The organism is Allohoeflea poritis, assembly GCF_027889715.1.
In the GTDB taxonomy this organism is placed as follows: domain Bacteria; phylum Pseudomonadota; class Alphaproteobacteria; order Rhizobiales; family Rhizobiaceae; genus Hoeflea_A; species Hoeflea_A poritis.
Genome location: NZ_JAPJZH010000001.1, coordinates 319385 through 339164, shown reverse-complemented (window position 1 = coordinate 339164; position 19780 = coordinate 319385). Strand labels below are relative to the sequence as shown.

The window sequence follows — 19780 nt, the reverse complement described above, 5'->3', positions numbered from 1 at the left end:
CCTCCCGCACCTGAACTTCTTTCAGAGGACCACATGATGAGTGAAGACGAAGAAGACGACCCGCCGCGGACTTTGTATCCGTGGGAACACGAGCTGGACCGCATGGTTGAGGAGCGCAAGGCACGCGCCCTGCGCGAGGGCAAGGACGAGAAATACTATCTGAGGCCCGACCCGGACAAGAAGCTGACGGTCGAGGACTGCTTCCGCTATATCCGCACCGCCCAGTCGATGCCCGAGGTCTGGGACGCGTTCATGAACATGTACCTTCCGACCGACGAAGAGGAGGCAGCAGGCTATGAGCCCTCGGAGGAGGATGACAACCGGCATATGCTCAGGCGCTGGTTTACAAATTGGTACCGGTTCAAGTTTCATCCTGATGTACCGAGACCTGCACTGTCGAGTCCAGGTGCCGTTATCGAGATGTACGCTCAAGGCAAAATTGACGCTCTGTTCGGACAGCAGGCCATCGACCATATGCACAAAAACCCATATATCCAGAGAGGTGACGAATGATCTACCTTCTCGACAAGAATCCGCTTGAGGAACTCTACAAGCTCTCCCAGCTCAAAGGTCTGCCGGGCGGTATCGATGTCCTTGCGCCGTTCAGGGCGAAAGGGTCGGCTATCGTCGTCCTCCAGGATACGCTTAACGAGGTGAGAGGCACATGGAAACAGGAGGCCATTGAAACATGGCTGAAGACCAATGGCGTTGAAATCATAGAAGAACAAATAGAGAACGATGCCGCCCGTGCGGCGGCCAAGCGGAAATATCTCGTCAGCCAAAAAGGCGCGCGGCGGCAATCCAAACAAGGATCCGACACCGCGATGTTTGTCTATCTTGACCGGAAGCGCGGGGACGGCCGGCAGTATGCGCTGGTCGGGCGGGACGCCGACTGGGCCGATTATCGAACCAAGGTCAAACCCGAATTCGTCAATTCCAGGCACCACTCCTATGTGGGTCTCGCGCCGATCTATGTCGAGGAAGTGCTTAACGGCCGAATGAGCACGGCGCAGCTCGCGGGCCTGTTCGATCACATGTCGGTGCATGATCTGCCTGACGAATACGGCCTCGGACTGTCCGAAATCAAGGACCGGCTGCAGGCGGAGATGAACAAGAAGACCGCCCGCAAGAAACCGCAGCGGGTCGAGCAGCTCAAGCTGAAGCTGCTGGAGGATTATGTCGAGCGCGCACACAAGGCGGCGCGCAAGGAAAACGGCAAATACGTGTTCACCGCCAAGGAGATGCGCAATGCGGCAATCGTTGGCGGGGTCAGCGGCGGTGTCCTGCTGGAAGGCATGCGCCAATTGAGCGGTCCGGCCAATGCGCTGGAAATCGGCCTCGTTTACAAGGAAGTAAAGGGGCATCTGGATGCGGGCAGAGAGGATGAAGCCTTCAAGACGATCGCCCGCTTTGCGGCCGAGACCGCCGGCGGCAGCGCGGCCGGCGCGGCGGCGGCGGCGACCGCCGCGATCGCTGCCGGTACGGCCGGCGTCACGGTTGGCCCCTGGGTGTTGCTGGCGACGGCGCTGGTGGGCGGTGTTGCGGGCAGCCTCGCCGTCGGCGAGCCGGCCGAGGAACTGGCGGCGGATTTCGCCCGTTACATGGCCAGCCGCCACGACGAGGAAGCGTTTACCTTCGACCTGCTGAAGCGGGAAGCCCGGCGCTTTACCGCCGCGCGTGGCGTCGAACCGGGCCGCTTCGATGAAGTGTTTAACCCGCAAAAGACCGGTCGCCTGCGAGCAACCGCGCAATCGGGAGACAAGACGGATCGGCTGCGTCGTGGCAGGCCGAGCATCATCACCCTGCGCAGCTTTGCCGTTGACCCGGCGGACCCGTCCTATTTCGTCGATGACGACTCGCACTATTTCGATGTCCGCGACGGTCTGGGCGGCGAATGGCAGATCGCCGTGGACCACACGGCGATCGAATCGGCCCCGGTCGTGCGCGAGGACGGCCATGCCATCAAGCGCATCGAAATCGATGACGGCACATTCTTCTATTCTCTCAAATCCCGAAGGATCTATGCCTATGTGCCGCGCGTCTATCCGGCGCCGCGCAAGGGCGAAGCCGCCAATGGCCGCCGGGCCGTTCCCGCGCCCGCGCCGGCACCGCCGGACTTCCTTGCGCCGGCCTCGCCGCATTACGACCCGGAGATGAAGATCGACTTCTTCGGCACGCCTATGCGGGCGGGTGACGTGGTCGATGGCGACCCGGATGTGGGCGATGTCAGCTATTTCCCGGATGACAACGATGCCAGCCTGACCTCGGGCAGTCGGCAGCCGCGATTCCGCAAGGTTCCGATCATGGACCTGCTGTTGAGGGACGGGGTGCTGCGCAATGAAAAGGGCGAGGTGATCCGCGCCTCGACCGGCAGGCCCGCCGATCAGGTCTATGACCGTTTTGTCAACATGCAGTTGCTGGACCGCGCCGGCAAGCCGGTTGAAGGCGGCGCGGGGCGCTCCCGCGCCGGCCTTCGGTTCATTCTCAACAACGGCGCGGATGCGGCGCTCGGCGATGTCTTCCGGCGGGCGGTGCAGTTTCCGGATGCGAAGGGCAATATGCGCGGCGGCAGGCCCTTTGCGAAGAACGAGGGCCAGCCCTTCTACTGGATTTTTCGCAGCAACCTGCCGTCGCCGGAGGATTATGTGCTGCAGCGCAGCGGCTTTGAACCGGGCTATCTGCGCCGCGGACAGGAAGCCGCCAACCGGTTTGTCAGGCCAGTTCAGGCGGCAAGGCCGGCGCTGCCCGCCATCGCGCCCATCCCCCGGCCGAGGCCGCATCGGCCGCTGCCACAGACAGGACCGGTGCCGTCGGCCCGACGCATCAAGGGCTGATTTGCGGCAAATTCGGCCGAGTGTGGGAAAACTCTCACATTTATTTCATCAAGACTTGTTCGTCACGAAAAGATGACCATATCGAAATTTGTAACTTCGCCGGATAAGACACCTGCGGGAAAAAACGGCTAACAGCCTGACCCGAAAAGGTTTTCCGTGCGAATGAACGGAGCAGAACAATGCGAAACATGACCGTGGCCGCCGCTGCGCTGGTGGCCTCAGGGCTGGCTTTTGGTTTCTTTACCCCGGCGATCACCGGCGATGCGGAACAAGGGCTGACCGAAGTGGCAGGCGGCGAATGGTCGACCACCCGACATAGCCGGTTCGGACCGTGGGAATCGATCTGTGAGGTCAGTGTGCCCAATAAAGGGCAGGGTGCCGGCCGGACAAGCGAACCTGCCCCGGAGCGCTGCTATCTGCGCCTGATCGACCGCTTCGGCCCCTCCGAGGGGTCCGATGCCCATGACCGCTTCGGCGCGATCGCCGCCACCATCCGGCAGGACGGCGACGGGCTGCGCATCACCTTTGACATGGAGAACGGCCTGGCGTTCGAAAGCGGCGGCTTCTATCTCGCGCGTGAGGATTTTCCGGTCTGGCGGCTGGACAAGGACATCTGCCTCGAAAACGGAGAATGCAGTTTCTCCGGACCGGCGGCCGATGCGCTCGTGCGGGCCTTTTCGGATCAGTCCGGCGAGGCGCTGCACATGCATGTCGAATTCACGGACCGCTACGGCCAGAATCTCGTCAGAAAATGGCCGATGCTGCCGTTTGCCGGCGCCTTCGCGGATTTTGAGGACAATGTCCGTCTGACCGGCATGTAGCGATCATCAAGTCAGCGCTCGCCGAATCGGCGAGACGCGATATGGCGCATCGGGCAAGCCGGTCAAATGGTTCAATATTGTCGCCCGATGCTCTAACAATGCGCGGATGGCCTACAAACCAGCCGCGCATTTTTCATGCCGAAACCACGACCGCAGCCGGATCGTCCGTCATGCTTTATGAAGCGGCGGCCCTCGGCGCGGCGCTGTGCTGGGCCGTTGCAGGCCTTGTATCCGCGTCGCCGTCGCGACAACTGGGTGCCGTTGCCTTCAACCGGGCGCGCATGGCGATCGTTTTCGTCATTCTGAGCGCCTATGCGCTGCTGACCGGCGGATGGAGTAGCATCGGCGGCAACCATATCGAGCTGCTCGTGATTTCCGGCTTTATCGGGATCTTCCTGGGCGATACGGCGCTGTTCCTGACGCTCAACCGCATGGGCCCGCGGCGCACGGCGATCCTCTTCGCCACCAACGCGCCCATGTCCGTCGTTCTCGGCTGGCTGCTGCTCGACGAGGCGCTGCCCGCGCGCGCCCTGGCCGGTATCGCGCTGGTGATCGCCGGGGTCGTCCTTTCCATCGTCTTCGGAAAACGGCGCTCGCAGCTCCACCATTGGGAAAACATCTCCGGGCCGGTCTGGGCCGGTGTGCTGCTGGGCCTCATTGCCGCGCTTTCACAGTCCGTCGGCTCGATCATCGCCCGTCCGATCATGGAAAGCGGCGTCGACCCGGTTGCGGCCTCGGCGCTCAGGGTCGGTGTCGCGGCGATTTGCCTGACCGTGCTGATGCAGCTTCCGCTTCACGGGTTCCGCCAGCGCGGCAAGCTGACCCTTGGCCTTGCCGGCTGGATTACGGTCTCCGGCATGCTCGGAATGGGGCTCGGCATGACATTGCTTCTGTTCGCGCTGAGGGGCGGGGAGGTGGGAATTATCTCCACCCTTTCGGCAACATCGCCGGCGCTCATCCTGCCGGTCCTGTGGATCACCACCGGCGAGCGCCCGGCGCTCGGCGCGTGGATCGGGGCTGCGCTCGTCGTCGCCGGAAGCGGCCTTCTCTTCATGAACTGACAACGGGCCGCGCATTGCACGCAGCCGGGCGGGCCGGCGGAGCAGGGCGCTCCGCCGAAACGCTCAAGCGGCCGTGTAGTCCGGGGTCGTCGCCAGGAAGCGGGCATAAGCATCCGCATTGGGCGGCGCGAGGTTTTCGGCCAGCGGATTGCGTTTGCGCGTTTTGGCGCCCATATCGGCCAGCAGCTCGTCGAAATGCATGAAGTGGAACGGCGCCGAGCAAAGGCCCCCATAGACCTGCGCCGCCGGGCGGCCATTGCGCCGCCAGTCCAGCATCATGTCGATATTGTCGCGCATCTCTTCATCGCTTGGCTGGTTCTCCAGCATGCCGTCGGCATAGCGCACCAGCCAGTTGGCGGCCATCTCCGCGCTCAACACGGTGCAGAAGGATGAATTGAAACCGACAAAGCCCATATCCGGCAGATCCGGATTGGCGATGATGCGGTAGAGGCGATACTGGCCGTCGGGCTCGACCAGCTTCTTGCGATATTCTTCGGCAAGGAACGGAACGCCGAGTTTCCATCCGACGGCGAGGATCGCCACATCCGCCGGCACGGTCTCTCCGCCGGTCAGATTGACATGCCCCGGCTCATAGTCCTTGAAGGTGCCCTGGATGGCCTTGATCCGCCCGGAAGCGACCAGGTCGAAGAAGCCGGGGGTCACGATCGGCACCGAACAGTTGACGCCGTCCTCTATGCGGGTCTTCGGCCGCAATCCGGTCCTGTTGAGCTTGAGCTGCATGGTCAGCAGGGATTCGAGCGCCCGCCAATTGGCCCAGATGAAGGGCGCGGCAATGGCGTATTTGAACCGGTCGATCGCCGACAGGCCCCAGCCCTGGAACATGTTCTCCTGCTTGCGGATGTAAAGGATGCGTTTGAAGTTGATGAGGCCGCCGATGAAATAGGGAATGCGCCAGACCGATTCCAGATAGACGATCGTCACCGATTTGGCGCCGTTATTGGCGGCGTGCACGGCAATGTCGGTCGCCGATTTCGAAAAGCCGAGCACCACCACGTCCTTGCCCGTGACCGTTTCGGGATCGGTGTATTCCGAGGAATGCATCACCGATCCGCCGGCCTCCTCGAAAGCGTCCTGGCCGGGATGCGTCAGAATGTTCTTCTCGCTGAATTGTCCCGTGCAGACGGCGACGAAGTCGAATTCCTCATGGCTTGTTTCGCCGTCATGAAGAATTTCCAGTTTCCAGCCCGGCGCACCATCGTCGCGCCGCGCCATGGACACGACCGCCGTCTTGAACCGGATATGATCGCGCAGCCGGTGATCGCCCGCATAGCCGTCCAGATAGGCATGAACCTGCGGCCCCTTGGGCCATTCCGGATAGGCGTCCGGCATCGGCTTGTCGGTAAAGCGGTAAAGATCCTTCGGGCTCTGTGTCTGCACATCCGGATAGGACCGCGACGGCTCCCAGACGCCGCCCAGATCGTGGCTGCGCTCGATGACGGTGATGTCGTGTCCCTTGTCCTTGAAGACCCTGGCGGCGGCAAGACCGCTCACGCCGGCCCCGATGATCGCCACTTTCTTGCGCGTGACCATGGCAAATCTCCCTCATTGCCTGCCGGCGGCGCCGGCAGGTCTCGGTCATTGTTGCTGTTGATTGGGCCGGAGCCTTTGCGTCCGGCCGGTCCGCCTAGTCAGTCATTGGCTTCCGGCGGCAGGAAGTCGACCTCGTGCCGGGCCGAGATCTTCACCACCTCTTCAGGATCTTCGAGATTGTGCAGATTGTTGAACAGCTCCTCGAGCTGCCGTGCCGGCGAGACCCAGAAGAGGGCCCGCGCGGGTTTGTCGGACTTGTTGAAATATCCGTGCGGTATACCGCGCGGCATGCGCACCAGGTCGCCGGCTTCGGCCTTGACCCACTGGCCGTCCAGCTTCAGGTCCAGAACGCCTTCCTGGACGAGAATGAACTCATCCTGCGTCGGGTGGACGTGCACCGGGACGAACTGGCCGGGCTCGGAATTGGTCTCGAAGGCGAACGTCGTGTCGCAGCAGGCTTTCGGGTAATAGGTCTGGCCCAGAATGTTCCAGGTCTTGTCGGCGTAACCCGTTCCGGTGCGGGTGATGCCCTTTTCCAGATCTTGCGTCATGGTCTCCTCCCTATTGACAGTATCCAGATGTATTTTAAGCTTGAAGGATGGAGCCGGTCCGCCGCGCTGTCTATCCGATTTGCGCAAAAACCGACCGGAATGCGATGCCATGACACCGCTTTCGCAATATGCGCTGTTCCGAACAGGCGATCCCGAACAGGCACGTGACATGGTGGCGCGAAAGTTCTGCGGGCACAAGCTCGAGCCATTGGCCGACCGCTCGGCTTTCGATGCGTGCCACCATTTCGCGCCCGGTGCGATGCTGGCGATCAACTACATGCGCTACGGGGCGACGGTGTTGATCGAGCCCGGTGAATTGCAGGAATTCTACCTGATCCAGATCCCGATCGCCGGCGGCGCGCGGATTACCAATGGCGGCATCGCATTCGATTCCGATCTCGGCAACGGGACAATTCTCAATCCGGACCGAACGACGCGAATGGTCTGGTATTCCGGTTGCGAGCAACTGCTGATCTACATCGACCGTCGGGCGCTGACCGGGTTTGCCGAACGCCTGATCGGGCGAGCGATAACAACACCGCTCGTTTTCGACCCGCAGATATCCTTTGCCCGAAAGGCTGCACGGGACTGGCGCAAGCGGGTGATGGCGATCTACTCCGCCGCCGACGAAGGGTGCTTGTTCACCGCCGATTCAGGCCACGCGCAACGGCTGCTCGAAGAGGAACTGATGGCAATGTTCCTGCGCTTGCAGCCGAGCAACATAAGCCAGTTTTTCCACGACGACCCTGCGTCCCTTGCGCCGGGCTATGTCACGCGGGCGCGGCGCTTTATCGCCGAAAACGCCCGACACCCGATTGCGCTGAGCGACATAGCCGCCGCGGCCGATGTTTCGGTGCGGGCATTGCAGTATGAATTCATGAAAAGCCTTTCGATGAGCCCCATGCAGGCGCTTCGAAAAGAACGGCTCATGCAAATCAGACAGGAGCTTGCGTCGGGCCATTGCGACGCCACGGTCGCACGGGTCGCAGCCAAGTGGGGAATGCCGCATTTCGGCCGGTTCTCACAGTATTACGCCGCAGAATACGGCGAACTTCCGAGCAGCACAAAATCTGCTTCAAAATTACTAAGGCAATAGTAATAACAGTCACCAAATCCGGTTTCTTTCCAGCGTAGCCCCAAATACAAAAGTGATGGGAAATACGTGGCGGTGCCATGATTCAGCTTATTTGCCTATTTGCCAAAATATATTGAGCCCGGCATTTAAAAAATCGATTTTATCCATAAAACCTGTGGAATTTTGGTAAAAAGGCGAATGCGAATTTTTGTCGGAATGCCGGATAAACTGGTGTGACATATATTTTTGGATCGCCAATCGGATGCAAAAAGGCTCATTCCTTCGAAAATCAAGCCATTTAGGCCCTCATGTACACATTGGGTGTTCAAGTCTGTGTGTGAGATATATCTCAAAGCATTCAAAAAACTAAATATAGAAAATATTGAAAAGTAATTGGTGCCGCATAATCAATTCTTATATTGATCAGATACTTCTTATCTTATAATCAGAGAGATGCAATTCACCTTTTTCGATGCAGGTATCTCGTGGCGGTAACCGTGGATTGCAGAAAACAACAAACAAAAATTTTGAGGCGCAAAATGAATGAGACCATGGAACAAGGCCGCGAGGACCGGCTTGTTGAGTTAACCGCAGATGTCGTGGCGGCCTATGTCAGTAATAATGTCGTGCAAACCAGCGATCTTCCGCACTTGATTGCCGAAGTACATTCGGCACTCGGCTCGACAACGGCGACGGAAGAAGTCAAGGTCGACACGCAGCAGAAGCCTGCCGTAAATATCAAGAAGTCGCTGCAGGACGACCTGATCACCTGCCTGGAATGCGGATTGAAATTCAAGTCGCTGAAACGTCACCTCATGACCTATCACGGCCTGACGCCGGAGGCCTATCGGGCGAAATGGAACCTGCCGGCGAGCTACCCGATGGTGGCACCCGCCTATGCCGAAAAGCGATCCAAGCTCGCCAAGGACATGAAGCTGGGCCATAAGCGCGGCAAATAAACGGCTCCCGATCGCGGAATCGCGCTGCGGAACCTGCCCGAAAGGTTCAGGAGAGGATCTTGAGCTTCAAGATGCAGCAGGATATTTGAAATCAGGAACGGGCGTCAGGTGCGCCCGTTCTTGTTGTCGGCCGCAGACAATCGTTCCTCGGCGATCCGGTCCGCCACGGACGCTGTTGCTTCACCTTTAACTTTTGCCCGTTCGAAGATTTGCTTGAGTGTTTCACCGATGCCCCGGACATCGGCCTCAAGCACGTCGTCCTCCACGTCGTGCCGGGCCAGCGCAATCACGCCGCCGGCATTGATGACATAATCCGGCGCATAAAGAATGCCGCGCTCGGCGAGGGTCTTGCCGTCGGACGGTTCGGCAAGCTGATTGTTTGCCGAGCCGGCGATAATCGGAGCTCCGAGTTGTGGGATGGTGGTGCTGTTGATACCGGCACCGAGTGCGCAAGGCGCGAACACATCCGCCTCAACCGTGTGGGCGTCCCGCGTATCGACTGACCTCGCAGAAAACGCGGCGACCGCGCGGTCAACCGCGTTGCTATTAATGTCCGAAACGACAAGCTTTGCGCCTGCATCGTGAAGAAAGCGCGCCAGGGTGAATCCAACATTCCCAAGCCCCTGGACCGACACAGTGCGGCCGCGAAGATCGGGTGAGCCGTAAAGGTGTCCGAGCGCCGACTGAATGCCGCAATAGACGCCAAGCGCGGTGTAAGGCGAGGGGTCGCCCCGGTGCGTTTTCGAGGTGCCGCGCACATGTTCAGTTGCGCTGCCGATCGCTTCCATATCCGCCGGGGTCAGGCCGACATCCTCGCCGGTAATATAAAGACCGCCAAGCGCATCGACCTTTCTGCCGAAGGCCTGCATCAAATCGGCAGACTTGTCCTTTTTGGGATCGGCGATGATGACCGCTTTGCCGCCGCCATAATCGAGCCCGGCGAGTGCGTTCTTGTATGTCATGCCGCGCGACAGGCGCAGAGCATCCGTGAGTGCCTCGTCGGTGTTCGGATAGGGCCACATGCGGCATCCGCCAAGAGCCGGGCCGAGTCGGGTGTCGTGAATGGCGATGACCGTATAAAGTCCCGCGCCGGCATCGTGCCCAAACACGACCTTCTCATGGCCGTCGAATTCCGGATGATCGAAGCCGGACGGATTCATGGCATGTGCGTGTGTGTTCTTCGATGTAAGTTCCATCGACAATCTCCCGGAATATCGACGCGATACCGGTGCCATATCAACTGGTAGCCGAAGCGAATCGGCGCTGCTTGTACTATTTTATATGATCCTCGGCACCGTGGATTTAAAGCCGCGCATACACACAGTTATTTGATCGGCGGCGGCTCGGCATTCCGGAGATATTGCGGACAAAACATGAGCTTGGGCGCACCGCGATGCGGTCGCGCGGAGCAGCCAATGGCGGAAACATGGACCGCCATTGGCCAGGCTCAAGCGATCGTTCTAACCACGCCGGTTTCTGCGCTGACCTTGTCCCTGTCGCGGTTGGATGGCCCTTTTCTGGCCCATGCGGGGCTGCGTTGCCCGCGGTTGGCGCGGCTGGACGGGTTGGACCGCCTGTGGCCGGCGCGGCTGCGATGGCTGCGCGGCCTTTGGCGGGCGCGGCTGTATGGGCTGCACTGCCTGAGGACGGCGTGGCTTTGGCTGCGTTGCACGCGGCGGACGCGGCTGTATCGGCTGCACGACCTGCGGCGGGCGCGGATTGGCCTTTGGCGGCCGCGGCGGCAAGGGTTGCACGGCCCTCGGCGGTTTCCCTGCGTGGGGCGGCGGCCGGTAGTAGCGGTCCCAATGCCTGTACCAGGGGCGGCCGTAATAATAGCGGTCCCAATAGGCACGGTTATAGACAACCACAGTGAGGCCGACAGCCGGCGCAATGGCCGGGGTTATGATGCGCGGCTGTCCCTGATAGGTGATCTGGATGTAGGACGCGGACATCCACCCGCGCTCCGTGCCCCAGGAAACGTCGCACCAGTTGTAACCGTCCAGGCAGCCATAGGTCGTGATCGGCGTCCCGTTCGGCACGGTGACGACGACGGGATAGCTGGTGCCCGGACCCGCGCGCAAATTCACATTGGCGGTGGTGTAGCTGGATGTTGCGGCCTGGGCGGCGCCCGTAATCGTGGAAGCGCCGACGATAGCGACAAGACCCGTAAGTATCCGTTTTATCATGGTTGGTTCGATTCGATTGTTGATGTTTCGGGTTTCATGCCGCGCATGTCGTGACCAATTGTGGCGGCCGCAAGTACGACTTTGGGAGTAGAAACCAGTGAAGGCGGCGTACTGTCCCGCAGACCGGACATTTCGTCATCTGCCGGCATCACGCAGCGAAGACAATTGCCGACAATCGGGATATGACTTGCCAAACAGTCCTATTCGCAGAACACTTCGGCGCGCACCGGTGGCGGTGGCAGATTGGAGACCGGTATGAACAACCGCTTTCGTAACCTCGTCTACGGCCTTGCTTTCGCGATCATGGTGGGCTTCATCCTGCGGATCGGCAAACCCATCTTCATTCCGATCATATCCGGCATCATCTCCGTCTATGTTCTGAGCACGGTGGCAACCAGCCTGGGGCGGGTGCCGATCATCGGTTCATGGACACCGCTCTGGCTGCGCCACTTTGCGGCGCTTCTCGTTTTCATCTTCCTGGGATTTCTCCTGGTCGTGCTGTTCGCCGACAATATCCAGCAGGTGATTGCGCTTGCGCCCCAGTACCAGGCGACGCTTCTCGGTTTCGTCGGCGACATCGCCAAGATGCTCGGCATCGATGACGAACCCTCATGGGGCACGATCCGTAATCTCGTGCTGGGGCAGATCGATCTGCAGCGCATCATCAGCACGACCGTGACGTCGGTTTCGGTTCTCGGCGGCCAGGTCTTCGTCGTCTTTCTCTACGCGAGCTTTCTGATGGCCGAGCGGCTGCATTTCAGCCGCAAGATCATACAGGCCGCCTCAACCCAGCAGGACGCCAAGCGCATCATGGAAGTCGTCGGCAGCGTCAACGAACGCATCGGCAACTATCTGACCGTCAAGACGCTGGTCAATGTTCTGCTCGGCCTGATCAGCTATGTCTGCATGCGCCTCATTGGCGTCGATTTCGCCGGTTTCTTCGCCGTTCTCATCGGCGTGTTGAATTACATTCCCTATGTGGGCTCGATGGTCGGCGTCGCTTTTCCCGTGCTGCTGACGGCGGCCCAGTTCGGCTCGATCGACGCAATCCTGATCGTCCTGATCAGCTTGAGCGCCTCGCAGATCTTCATGGGCGGCTTCGTTGAGCCCCGGCTGCTCGGCAGGTCCATGAATCTCAGCCCCTTCGTCGTCCTGATTTCATTGACCGTCTGGTATGCGCTATGGGGCATCGGTGGCGCGATTCTTGCCGTGCCGATGACATCGGTCGTGGTGATTGTGCTGGCGGAATTCAAACCGACCCGGCCGATCTCCATCCTGCTTTCCCAGGACGGCAATTTCGGCAACAACAGGCGAGGGGCGAGGACCGCCGACGACAAGAGCGCGCAACAGCCGGTCAGTTCGGGCTGAAGATGCCGGCGCATCCGAACATCGACGTCTATCGTCTCAATGCGTATTCGCAATTGACGGTTGGCGGCACGCCCGTGGTTTCTTCAGGTGCCCGCTTGCTCTTTCGTTGTCTGTTGCGCGGCGCTCCGTCCCGCAATCAGCCCCAGGACCACCGCGGCGAGCAGTCCGTTGCCGGAAAGATATCCGCTGTCACCGCTTCCGGAGACACCCACCGCTGCGCCTCCGGAGGCGAAGAGGTTGGGAAACACGTCACCTGACTTGCCGACCACACGTGCGTCGGAAGCGATGCTCAGACCGCCCTGGGTGTGAAAAAGCGCGCCGGTGACCTTCACCGCACAATAGCGCGGTTCGAGCGGCGGGCGACCAAACACGCGGCCAAAATTGTCGGCTCCGGCGTGCGGGATCGCACCCAGCGTCAGCGTCAGAGCACCTTCGGGCAGCCCGCAGATCGCCGATAGTTCATCCAACGTGTCCGATGTGCGGATCGCGCCGGCTGCCTCCGCGTCCTTGAAATCCTGAAACTGTCGCGCGACGGCCGCGATGCGGGCATCGAAGATCGTCCAGGCCACGCCGTCCGGCTGTGCGAGAACCGCCCGTGCCGCCTCTGAATAGCCCTGGCTTTCGTCCCAGAACCGGCGACCATTGACGTTGACCTGAATTCCGCCCTCGGTGATGACGGCCCAGGTGATCAAGATGCCATGCGGCGTGGCGACGTTGCCGTGCCCCTGGTAGGCGCCAAGATGATGGCAGTCGGCACCCAGCGCCTCGCCCCAGATAACCGCGTCGCCCTTGTTTCCGTCGTGACCGAACCAGAGGGCACCTTCGATTTCGGGCAGGAAGCGGGCCACCATGTCGCGATTGCCGCCAAAACCATTGCAGGCGAGAATGAGGGCCTCACATCCGATGCTCTCCGTTCCGTCGGGGCTCTCCACTTCGACACCGGTGATACGGTCTTCATCCCGAAACAATGTTACCGCCCGCCGATTGCAGATGATGTCGATGCCCCGGGACTCGCAACTGGCCCGCAGGCGGTCGACGAGTTCGCGTCCGGAACGGCTCGGCAGACCGTGCATCCGGCGCCGGGAGTGGCCGGGATAGTCGAAATCCGTCACGACCGAAAATGGCAGGTCGAAACGGTCGGCCAGCCACTCGATCGCAGGCCCGGCGTTCCGGGCGAGCAGGTCAACCAAGGCCTGCGCGTTTTCGCCCTTGGCCTTGGCCTGAATATCGGCGGCAAAGAGTTCAGCATCGTCGTCGATGCCGGCGTCGCGCTGGAAGCGTGTGCCAGCGGCGGGGATCAGACCCGCGGAAAGTGCGGTGGAGCCTGAAGGCATGGGATCGGCTTCGATGACCAGGACTTCGCAGCCGGAATCGGCGGCCGCCAGCGCCGCCACCATTCCGCTGGCTCCTGCACCGATAATCAGAACGGGTACTTCCAGGTCAAAAGGGGCCTCTGGTGTCGGGCGTACACGCATGCGTCAACCGGACTCGTAGCGCTTGCCCGATTTGAGCATCTCGTCCGTTCCGATCCGGTCGTTCAACCCGCCGAAGTCGAACATCCGATCAGCAAAAGGCCGGTTCGTCCCGTGGGTGTGCAAACTGGCGTAGTAATCGACCGCGGTCCGGGCCAGCGCCCGGACGATCCCGCCGGGAAAGATGACGATGTCGTAGCCCAGAGCCTCCAGGTCCGTAGCGCTTTGCAAGGGGGTTGCGCCGCCTTCGACCATATTGGCCAACAACGGCACGCGCTCGCCAAACCGGTCGACAACCCGGCGCAACTCGTCGCCGGACCGCGGGGCCTCGACGAACAGAATGTCGGCACCGGCAGCGACATAGGCCTCGGCACGGTCCATCGCCGCCTCGATGCCCTCGACGGCGATTGCGTCGGTCCGGGCGATGATCAGTGTTTCATCGGATTGGCGCGCATCGGCCATGGCCGCGATCTTGCCGGCCATTTCACCTGCGGGGATAAGCGACTTATCGGAAAGATGCCCGCATCGCTTCGGGAAGGTCTGGTCCTCAAGCTGCAGCGCGTTCGCTCCGGCACGCTCGAACTGACGCATCGTACGCTGTGCATTCAGCGCATTTCCAAATCCGGTGTCGGCGTCGATGATCACCGGCAGATCCACCCGGTCGCGGATCAACGCCATCGTTTCGGCCACCTCGCTGACTGACGTCAGCCCGATATCCGGGCGCCCGAGGCGGGTGTAAGCAACCGCAGCACCAGAGAGATAGAGCGCTTCGAAACCGGCCTCCGCAGCAAGCGCCGCGGTTAAACCATCGTAGACGCCGGGGGCGATCAGAATGTTCGGCTCTCGCAGCCGTGACATCAGACTCATGTCAATTCTTCCAACATGTCAGCGCTTGACCGGATTGACGTGATCGAACCGAGCGACACCAGCGTTGCTTCGTGCACTTGTGATTTGAACGCAGCGCATCCGTCCGACAGGAGCACGGTGTGGATGTCGCGAAGATGCGCGTCGCGCACCGTACTGGCGACGCCGCCATTTGTGACAATACCGCCTACGATCAGCGTGTCGATGCCAATCGCACGCAGAATGTACTCCAGTCGCGTCTGGTAGAAAGCGGAATAGGCCACCTTCTCGACCGTGTAATCGGCTGGGGCCAGTTCTTCGACGAGCGCATGTCCGAAGGCGCCCGGCGCGAAATCGCCCTTGCCAAGGAAAGGCCGCAGCTTTTTCAGATGCGGCGCGATCAGCGGTTCGTCGCCCGGTCCGGGAACGAGCGTGAATTGGGCACTGATATAGGTGCCGCCCTTTGCGCGTAGCGCGTCCACCAATGGCCGGATCCGCTCCGGGAGCGCAGAGATCGCTTCGGAGGTGTGGCCCGCCCGTCCATAGGCACCTTCAGGGTGCAGAAAATCATTCTGGAGATCGATGGTCAGCAGCGCGGTGCGCCGCGGGTCAATCGTCTGGGTCATCTCAGTCCTCGTCCGGCTCGACAATCGTGTTACCGTAGCGATCGACCCGTCCTGTCAGGCCGGGATCGATCAGAACGGTGGTGTCCGGCTGGACCAATATGGCCGGTCCGGGGATTTCCGCACCGACGGGCAGGGCGAGGCGGTCATAGATTATCGTTTCGTGCCAGGTATTTCCGAAGTGGACCCTGCGCGTGCCCAGTCGCGCCTCATCGACACTTCCGCCCTGAGGGGCCAGAGCGGTCAGGTCGAATTTCGGCCGTCGGCCGATGACAGCCGTTCGCAAGTTCATTACACGTCGCGTACCATTTTTGAGCAGACGTCCGTAGGTCGTCTCATAGGCGGCGTCGAAGGCAGCCTCGATCTCCGATATCGTGGTTTCTTGAACGCGGCCGTCTTTAACCGCCACGGGGAAGGGCACAGCCACGGTGTGAGTCTGGCCGACATAGGCCATGTCGAGCTCGAACACCGTGTCCCTGGCGTCGAAGCGGGACTGCGCCGCATCCAGCATGGCAAGCCCGTCGTCGACATGATGCTGCATGACCTCGCGCAGGCTTGCGACGTCGAGTGCTCCGGTCATCGCGTTGATGGTCTGCACGAAATCCTGCCGCATGTCGGCGATCACACACCCCATCGCGCTGGTCACGCCCGGATATCTCGGCACGATCGCACGACCGATGCCCACCTCCTTTAGCATCGCGCCGGTGTGCAGCGCGCCACCACCACCGAACGGCATGAATGCGAACCGCTTGGGGTCGAAGCCGCGCTCGATGCTTACCAGCCGGATGGCCCCGGCCATGCGCGAATTGGCGACCCGCAGAATGGCTTCTGCTGCCTCGGTTGTCGTCAGGCCCAGTTTTTCGCCCACATGGACGTCGATCGCCTTGGCAGCCGCCTCCACGTCGAGCCGATCAAGCGTGCCGCCGATCGGGCTGTCAGGGTCAATCCGACCGAGCACGACATTGGCGTCGGTGACCGTCGGCCGGGTGTTCCCTTGCCCATAGGCGACAGGCCCCGGCGTTGAGCCCGCGCTTTCCGGACCAATGTTCAAAAGGCCACCCTTGTCCACCCAGGCGATCGATCCGCCGCCCGCACCAATCGTCGTGATCTCGATCATTGGTGTGCGCACAACCATGCCGAAATCGATCGAGGTCTGTGGCGCCAACATGGACTCCCCATCGGCGATCAATGCGACATCGAAACTGGTGCCGCCCATATCTCCGGTGATCACATTGTCGAAGCCCGCTGTTTGTGCGATGCGCCCGGCCGCGATAACACCCGCCGCCGGTCCCGACAGTGCAGTGCGCACCGGCAGACGGCATGCGGTGTCAGTTCCCATGACGCCGCCGTTCGACTGAACGATCATGAACTCGCCGCCAAAGCCCGCATCCTTCAGTGCCTCGTCGAGCCGCTTGATGTAGCCGGACAGTTCCGGCTGGAGATAGGCGTTGAGCGCCGTGGTGGAGAACCGTTCGAACTCGCGGATCTCGGGCAGGATCTCCGCCGATCCGCTGACATGCGGATTGGGCCAGAGCTCGCGCACGAGAGCAACGGCCTTCTCCTCGTTTTCCGGATTGGTATAGGCGTTTGCAAAGAGGATCGCGACGGCCAGACAGCCTTTGTCCAGAAGCTGCGTGGTCGCGGCGCGCACCGCATCCAGATCGACCGGCGTGCGGATCGAGCCGTCCGCCAATGTGCGTTCGGGCACTTCGAGCCGCAGATCGCGCGAGACGACAGGATGGAAATCCCCACGCAGTCCCCACGTGCGCGGCCGGTCGCGACGGCGCATTTCCAGCACATCGCGCAGGCCTTGTGTTGTGATGATCCCGATTTTGGCGCCCTTGCGCTCCAGGAGCGCGTTGGTGCCGGCCGTTGTGCCGTGAATGACGGTGCCGACCGTTGAAAGCGTCTCCACCTGGCGCGAGATCCCGGCGAGAAATCCGCCGGACTGATCCGGACGCGTGGTGGGCACCTTGGCCACCTCCGCGGTGCCCGCGGCTTCGTCGAGCACGAAAACATCCGTAAACGTCCCGCCGACATCGACGCCGATCATCTTCGTCATTGTGCCGCCTCTTTCCAGGCGGGGCCGTAGGTCTGTGTCGCGGCTTCTGGAGACAGATAGCCGAGCGCCACATCCCGCGCGATCGCCTTCGGCGAACGGTCAGCCATGTGGCCATAACCACCGCCACCCGGCGTCTCCAGACGGACGGCCTGGCCACGAACCAGCTTGATGCCAAGCATCTTCGATGCAAGCGGCGGCTGCTGCCAGCCATCGGTCTGCTCGTAGCGGAATTCATTCATCGCGGCGCTCTCGCCACCGGCGACTCCTTGCGGGGGAAACCGCCCACGCTCTCCAAACAAGAATGCCTCGGCCTTTTCTTCGAGCAATTCAATCTCATAGACAGCGCCCAGTCCGCCGCGATGCCGGCCCGCTCCGGCGCTATCCTGCCGGAGTGCCCATTGACGGAACATCACCGGATAGGCCGCCTCGAGAATTTCCATTGGCGGGATCGTCGCCGTCGAGATCGGAGCATTGCCATGGTTCAAACCGTCGGTTTCGATGCTGCCGCCATGGCCGCCACCGTAGAAGCTGAACATCACCCAGGGCTGGCCGTTGGAGCGTTTGCCCGCGATGGACAAGGCATTGATGGTCCCATAGGCGTTGGCGACGGCCCGGTCCGGGGCCGCTTGCGCCGCAGCGGAGAAGATCACGTCGATCATCCGCAAAATCGTCTCTGTGTAACCGCCAACGGGGGCCGGGAACTCTGCCGACAGGAGCGAGCCGTCCGGAACGCGAACGTCGATCGGCCGCATGACGCCGGCATTGGCGGGAAGATCCGGAAAGATATGCTTGATCGCGACATAGGCCGTTGCGACAGCGGTCGGCAGCGCAATGTTCACAGGGCCGGCGGTGACCGGTGCGGTTCCCTCGAAGTCCAGGACCATCCGGTCGCCGTCGATTTCCAGCGCGACCCGAATGGGCAGGGCCGTGTCGGTAATCCCGTCATTGTCGAGATAGTCCTCGGCCTCCCAGCGGCCATTGGGCAATCCGGCGAGCTCGGCCCGCATCAGCGTTTCGGCCCGGTCGCCGAGAGCATCCAGGGCGGCCCGGACCGTGCCAGAACCATATTCGTCAAGCAGTTCATCGAGGCGTTTGACGCCCAGATCGAGAGCTCCGAGCTGGCCGTTCAGATCGCCCATGGCCGATTGGGGCAGGCGGGTGTTGCGCATCAGGATGTCGATGATGTCCTGCTGGACCACGCCCCCGCGCGCCAGTTTGACGGGCGGCAAGACGAACGCCTCCTGAAAGGCTTCCGTCGCTGAAGGATTGTAGTTGCCGGGCACCGCGCCGCCGACATCGTGCCAGTGGCCGACGCTCGCGAGGTAACAGAACAGCTCGCCGTCGCGAAAATACGGTCGCACCAGCCGCATGTCGGACAGATGCGTCCCTCCAAGATGCGCGTCATTGAAGATGTAGATATCGCCGTCGGCAAGGTCGCCAGCTTCGGCCGCCTTGTCGATCACCGCCTTGACGGCAAATGACATCACGCCAACAAAAATCGGAAGGCCAGACTTGCCCTGAACCAGCGTGTCGCCTGTTGCGGAGTGGTAGAGCCCGTGCGAGGCGTCATGCGCCTCGGCGATAATCGGGTTGAATGCGGCGCGAAACAGGGTCGCATCCATTTCATCGGCGATTTGCTCCATTCGGCCCGCCAGGACGGCGAGGGTAATCGGGTCGATCGCTTCACTCATTGCGCGCGCACCTCGGCAATATCGTTCCAGACGTCTTGCCGGACGATCTTGCCGCCGACCACTTCGAACCTGTCGATGAACCGGATTCCCTCGAAGGCCGCCCCGTCCAACCACTCACCTGAAAGGGTGCCGCGGGCATAGACGATTGCGGCGCCGCCACTGTTAAAAGCTTCGACTGCTTCGTAGCTCTTCTTCACAAAGCGGTACCGGGATTTCGACCAGTCAACGAGCTGCGCGAGTGCGGTCATGGGCGCAGTTCCGGGGAATGCCATCACAAAGCTGTCGCCCAGCATGGCCTCGGCGCGTTCAAGTTCTCGCGCTTCCATCGCTGCCAGATAATCGAGAACCAGACGGTCCGGTTTCGGCAGTGCCGGCGCTGGCGCCCGATGCACGCCACCGCGGGCATAGGCCTCCTTCGGGTACTCATGGAGCATGACGGTGATCGCCTCATCGGGGGCGGGAACGACAAACCGTACGGCGTCTGTCAGGGCCGCAGTCAGTCGGGATTTTTCCTCCGACGCATAGCCCTCGAGTATATGCGCCTCGACGATCGGCATTCTCATTCTCCTAAAATCTGTGCTTTTCATATAACAGGTTTTGGGATATGGAAAGATCAAAATAACAAAGGAAGAGATGTCAGGTCGGCTTGGGCCGACTGGTGTCAATTTCATGTTGGGGCATAA

The 19780-nt window shown here is 61.3% G+C and carries 17 protein-coding genes; 7 read left to right on the top strand and 10 right to left on the bottom strand.

Going from position 1 to position 19780, the window contains the following annotated elements; genetic code table 11:
* Window positions 1-36: 36 nt before the first annotated feature.
* From OOZ53_RS01710 to OOZ53_RS01695, 4 genes are all read left to right on the top strand, one after another.
* Window positions 37-513 (top strand): hypothetical protein, encoded by a 477-nt coding sequence (locus OOZ53_RS01710; RefSeq protein WP_271087563.1) that lies wholly within the window; start codon window positions 37-39, stop codon window positions 511-513.
* Window positions 510-2834, top strand: coding sequence for a hypothetical protein (locus OOZ53_RS01705; RefSeq protein ID WP_271087562.1), 2325 nt, complete (start codon window positions 510-512; stop codon window positions 2832-2834). Before OOZ53_RS01710 ends, OOZ53_RS01705 begins: the two co-directional genes overlap by 4 nt.
* Window positions 2835-3013: 179 nt before the next feature.
* Complete coding sequence (locus tag OOZ53_RS01700) at window positions 3014-3655, top strand: hypothetical protein (protein ID WP_271087561.1); 642 nt, start codon at window positions 3014-3016, stop codon at window positions 3653-3655.
* A 170-nt stretch (window positions 3656-3825) separates the two neighbouring features.
* Window positions 3826-4716: a DMT family transporter gene (locus OOZ53_RS01695; RefSeq protein WP_271087560.1), complete on the top strand. Its 891-nt coding sequence runs from the start codon at window positions 3826-3828 to the stop codon at window positions 4714-4716.
* Window positions 4717-4779: 63 nt separating this feature from the next.
* On the opposite strand, the gene OOZ53_RS01690 is transcribed toward OOZ53_RS01695, so the two are convergent.
* Both OOZ53_RS01690 and OOZ53_RS01685 read right to left on the bottom strand, forming a co-directional pair.
* Window positions 4780-6267, bottom strand: coding sequence for a flavin-containing monooxygenase (locus OOZ53_RS01690; RefSeq protein WP_271087559.1), 1488 nt, complete (start codon window positions 6265-6267; stop codon window positions 4780-4782).
* 98 nt (window positions 6268-6365) lie between these two features.
* Window positions 6366-6818, bottom strand: a complete 453-nt coding sequence (locus OOZ53_RS01685) for a cupin domain-containing protein (RefSeq protein WP_271087558.1) — start codon at window positions 6816-6818, stop codon at window positions 6366-6368.
* Between the two features lie 109 nt (window positions 6819-6927).
* On the opposite strand from OOZ53_RS01685, the gene OOZ53_RS01680 reads away from it, so the two are divergent.
* Window positions 6928-7914, top strand: coding sequence for an AraC family transcriptional regulator (locus OOZ53_RS01680; RefSeq protein WP_271087557.1), 987 nt, complete (start codon window positions 6928-6930; stop codon window positions 7912-7914).
* Between the two features lie 518 nt (window positions 7915-8432).
* Window positions 8433-8852: a Ros/MucR family transcriptional regulator gene (locus OOZ53_RS01675; protein WP_271087834.1), complete on the top strand. Its 420-nt coding sequence runs from the start codon at window positions 8433-8435 to the stop codon at window positions 8850-8852.
* A gap of 104 nt (window positions 8853-8956) precedes the next feature.
* Here the strand turns inward: OOZ53_RS01675 and OOZ53_RS01670 are convergent, their stop codons facing one another.
* Both OOZ53_RS01670 and OOZ53_RS01665 read right to left on the bottom strand, forming a co-directional pair.
* Window positions 8957-10048 carry a Glu/Leu/Phe/Val dehydrogenase dimerization domain-containing protein gene (locus OOZ53_RS01670; RefSeq protein ID WP_271087556.1) on the bottom strand — a complete coding sequence of 364 codons (1092 nt, stop codon included), beginning with the start codon at window positions 10046-10048 and terminating at the stop codon, window positions 8957-8959.
* Between the two features lie 264 nt (window positions 10049-10312).
* Window positions 10313-11038, bottom strand: coding sequence for an SH3 domain-containing protein (locus tag OOZ53_RS01665; protein WP_271087554.1), 726 nt, complete (start codon window positions 11036-11038; stop codon window positions 10313-10315).
* Between the two features lie 255 nt (window positions 11039-11293).
* On the opposite strand from OOZ53_RS01665, the gene OOZ53_RS01660 reads away from it, so the two are divergent.
* Entirely contained in the window at window positions 11294-12406 is a 1113-nt protein-coding gene (locus OOZ53_RS01660; protein ID WP_271087553.1) for an AI-2E family transporter, read from the top strand.
* A gap of 83 nt (window positions 12407-12489) precedes the next feature.
* On the opposite strand, the gene OOZ53_RS01655 is transcribed toward OOZ53_RS01660, so the two are convergent.
* From OOZ53_RS01655 to OOZ53_RS01630, 6 genes are read right to left on the bottom strand one after another with little or no spacing between them, the layout of a single operon-like run.
* Window positions 12490-13881 carry an FAD-dependent oxidoreductase gene (locus OOZ53_RS01655; protein WP_271087552.1) on the bottom strand — a complete coding sequence of 464 codons (1392 nt, stop codon included), beginning with the start codon at window positions 13879-13881 and terminating at the stop codon, window positions 12490-12492.
* A 3-nt stretch (window positions 13882-13884) separates the two neighbouring features.
* Complete coding sequence (locus OOZ53_RS01650; RefSeq protein WP_271087551.1) at window positions 13885-14745, bottom strand: isocitrate lyase/PEP mutase family protein; 861 nt, start codon at window positions 14743-14745, stop codon at window positions 13885-13887.
* Entirely contained in the window at window positions 14742-15347 is a 606-nt protein-coding gene (locus tag OOZ53_RS01645) for a cysteine hydrolase family protein (RefSeq protein WP_271087550.1), read from the bottom strand. Before OOZ53_RS01645 ends, OOZ53_RS01650 begins: the two co-directional genes overlap by 4 nt.
* 1 nt (window position 15348) lies before the next feature.
* Window positions 15349-17406, bottom strand: coding sequence for a hydantoinase/oxoprolinase family protein (locus OOZ53_RS01640; RefSeq protein WP_271087549.1), 2058 nt, complete (start codon window positions 17404-17406; stop codon window positions 15349-15351).
* Window positions 17403-19097: a hydantoinase B/oxoprolinase family protein gene (locus OOZ53_RS01635; RefSeq protein WP_271087548.1), complete on the bottom strand. Its 1695-nt coding sequence runs from the start codon at window positions 19095-19097 to the stop codon at window positions 17403-17405. The genes OOZ53_RS01640 and OOZ53_RS01635 overlap by 4 nt, the downstream gene beginning before the upstream one ends.
* Window positions 19094-19654: a tautomerase family protein gene (locus OOZ53_RS01630; protein WP_271087546.1), complete on the bottom strand. Its 561-nt coding sequence runs from the start codon at window positions 19652-19654 to the stop codon at window positions 19094-19096. The genes OOZ53_RS01635 and OOZ53_RS01630 overlap by 4 nt, the downstream gene beginning before the upstream one ends.
* Window positions 19655-19780: the final 126 nt, after the last annotated feature.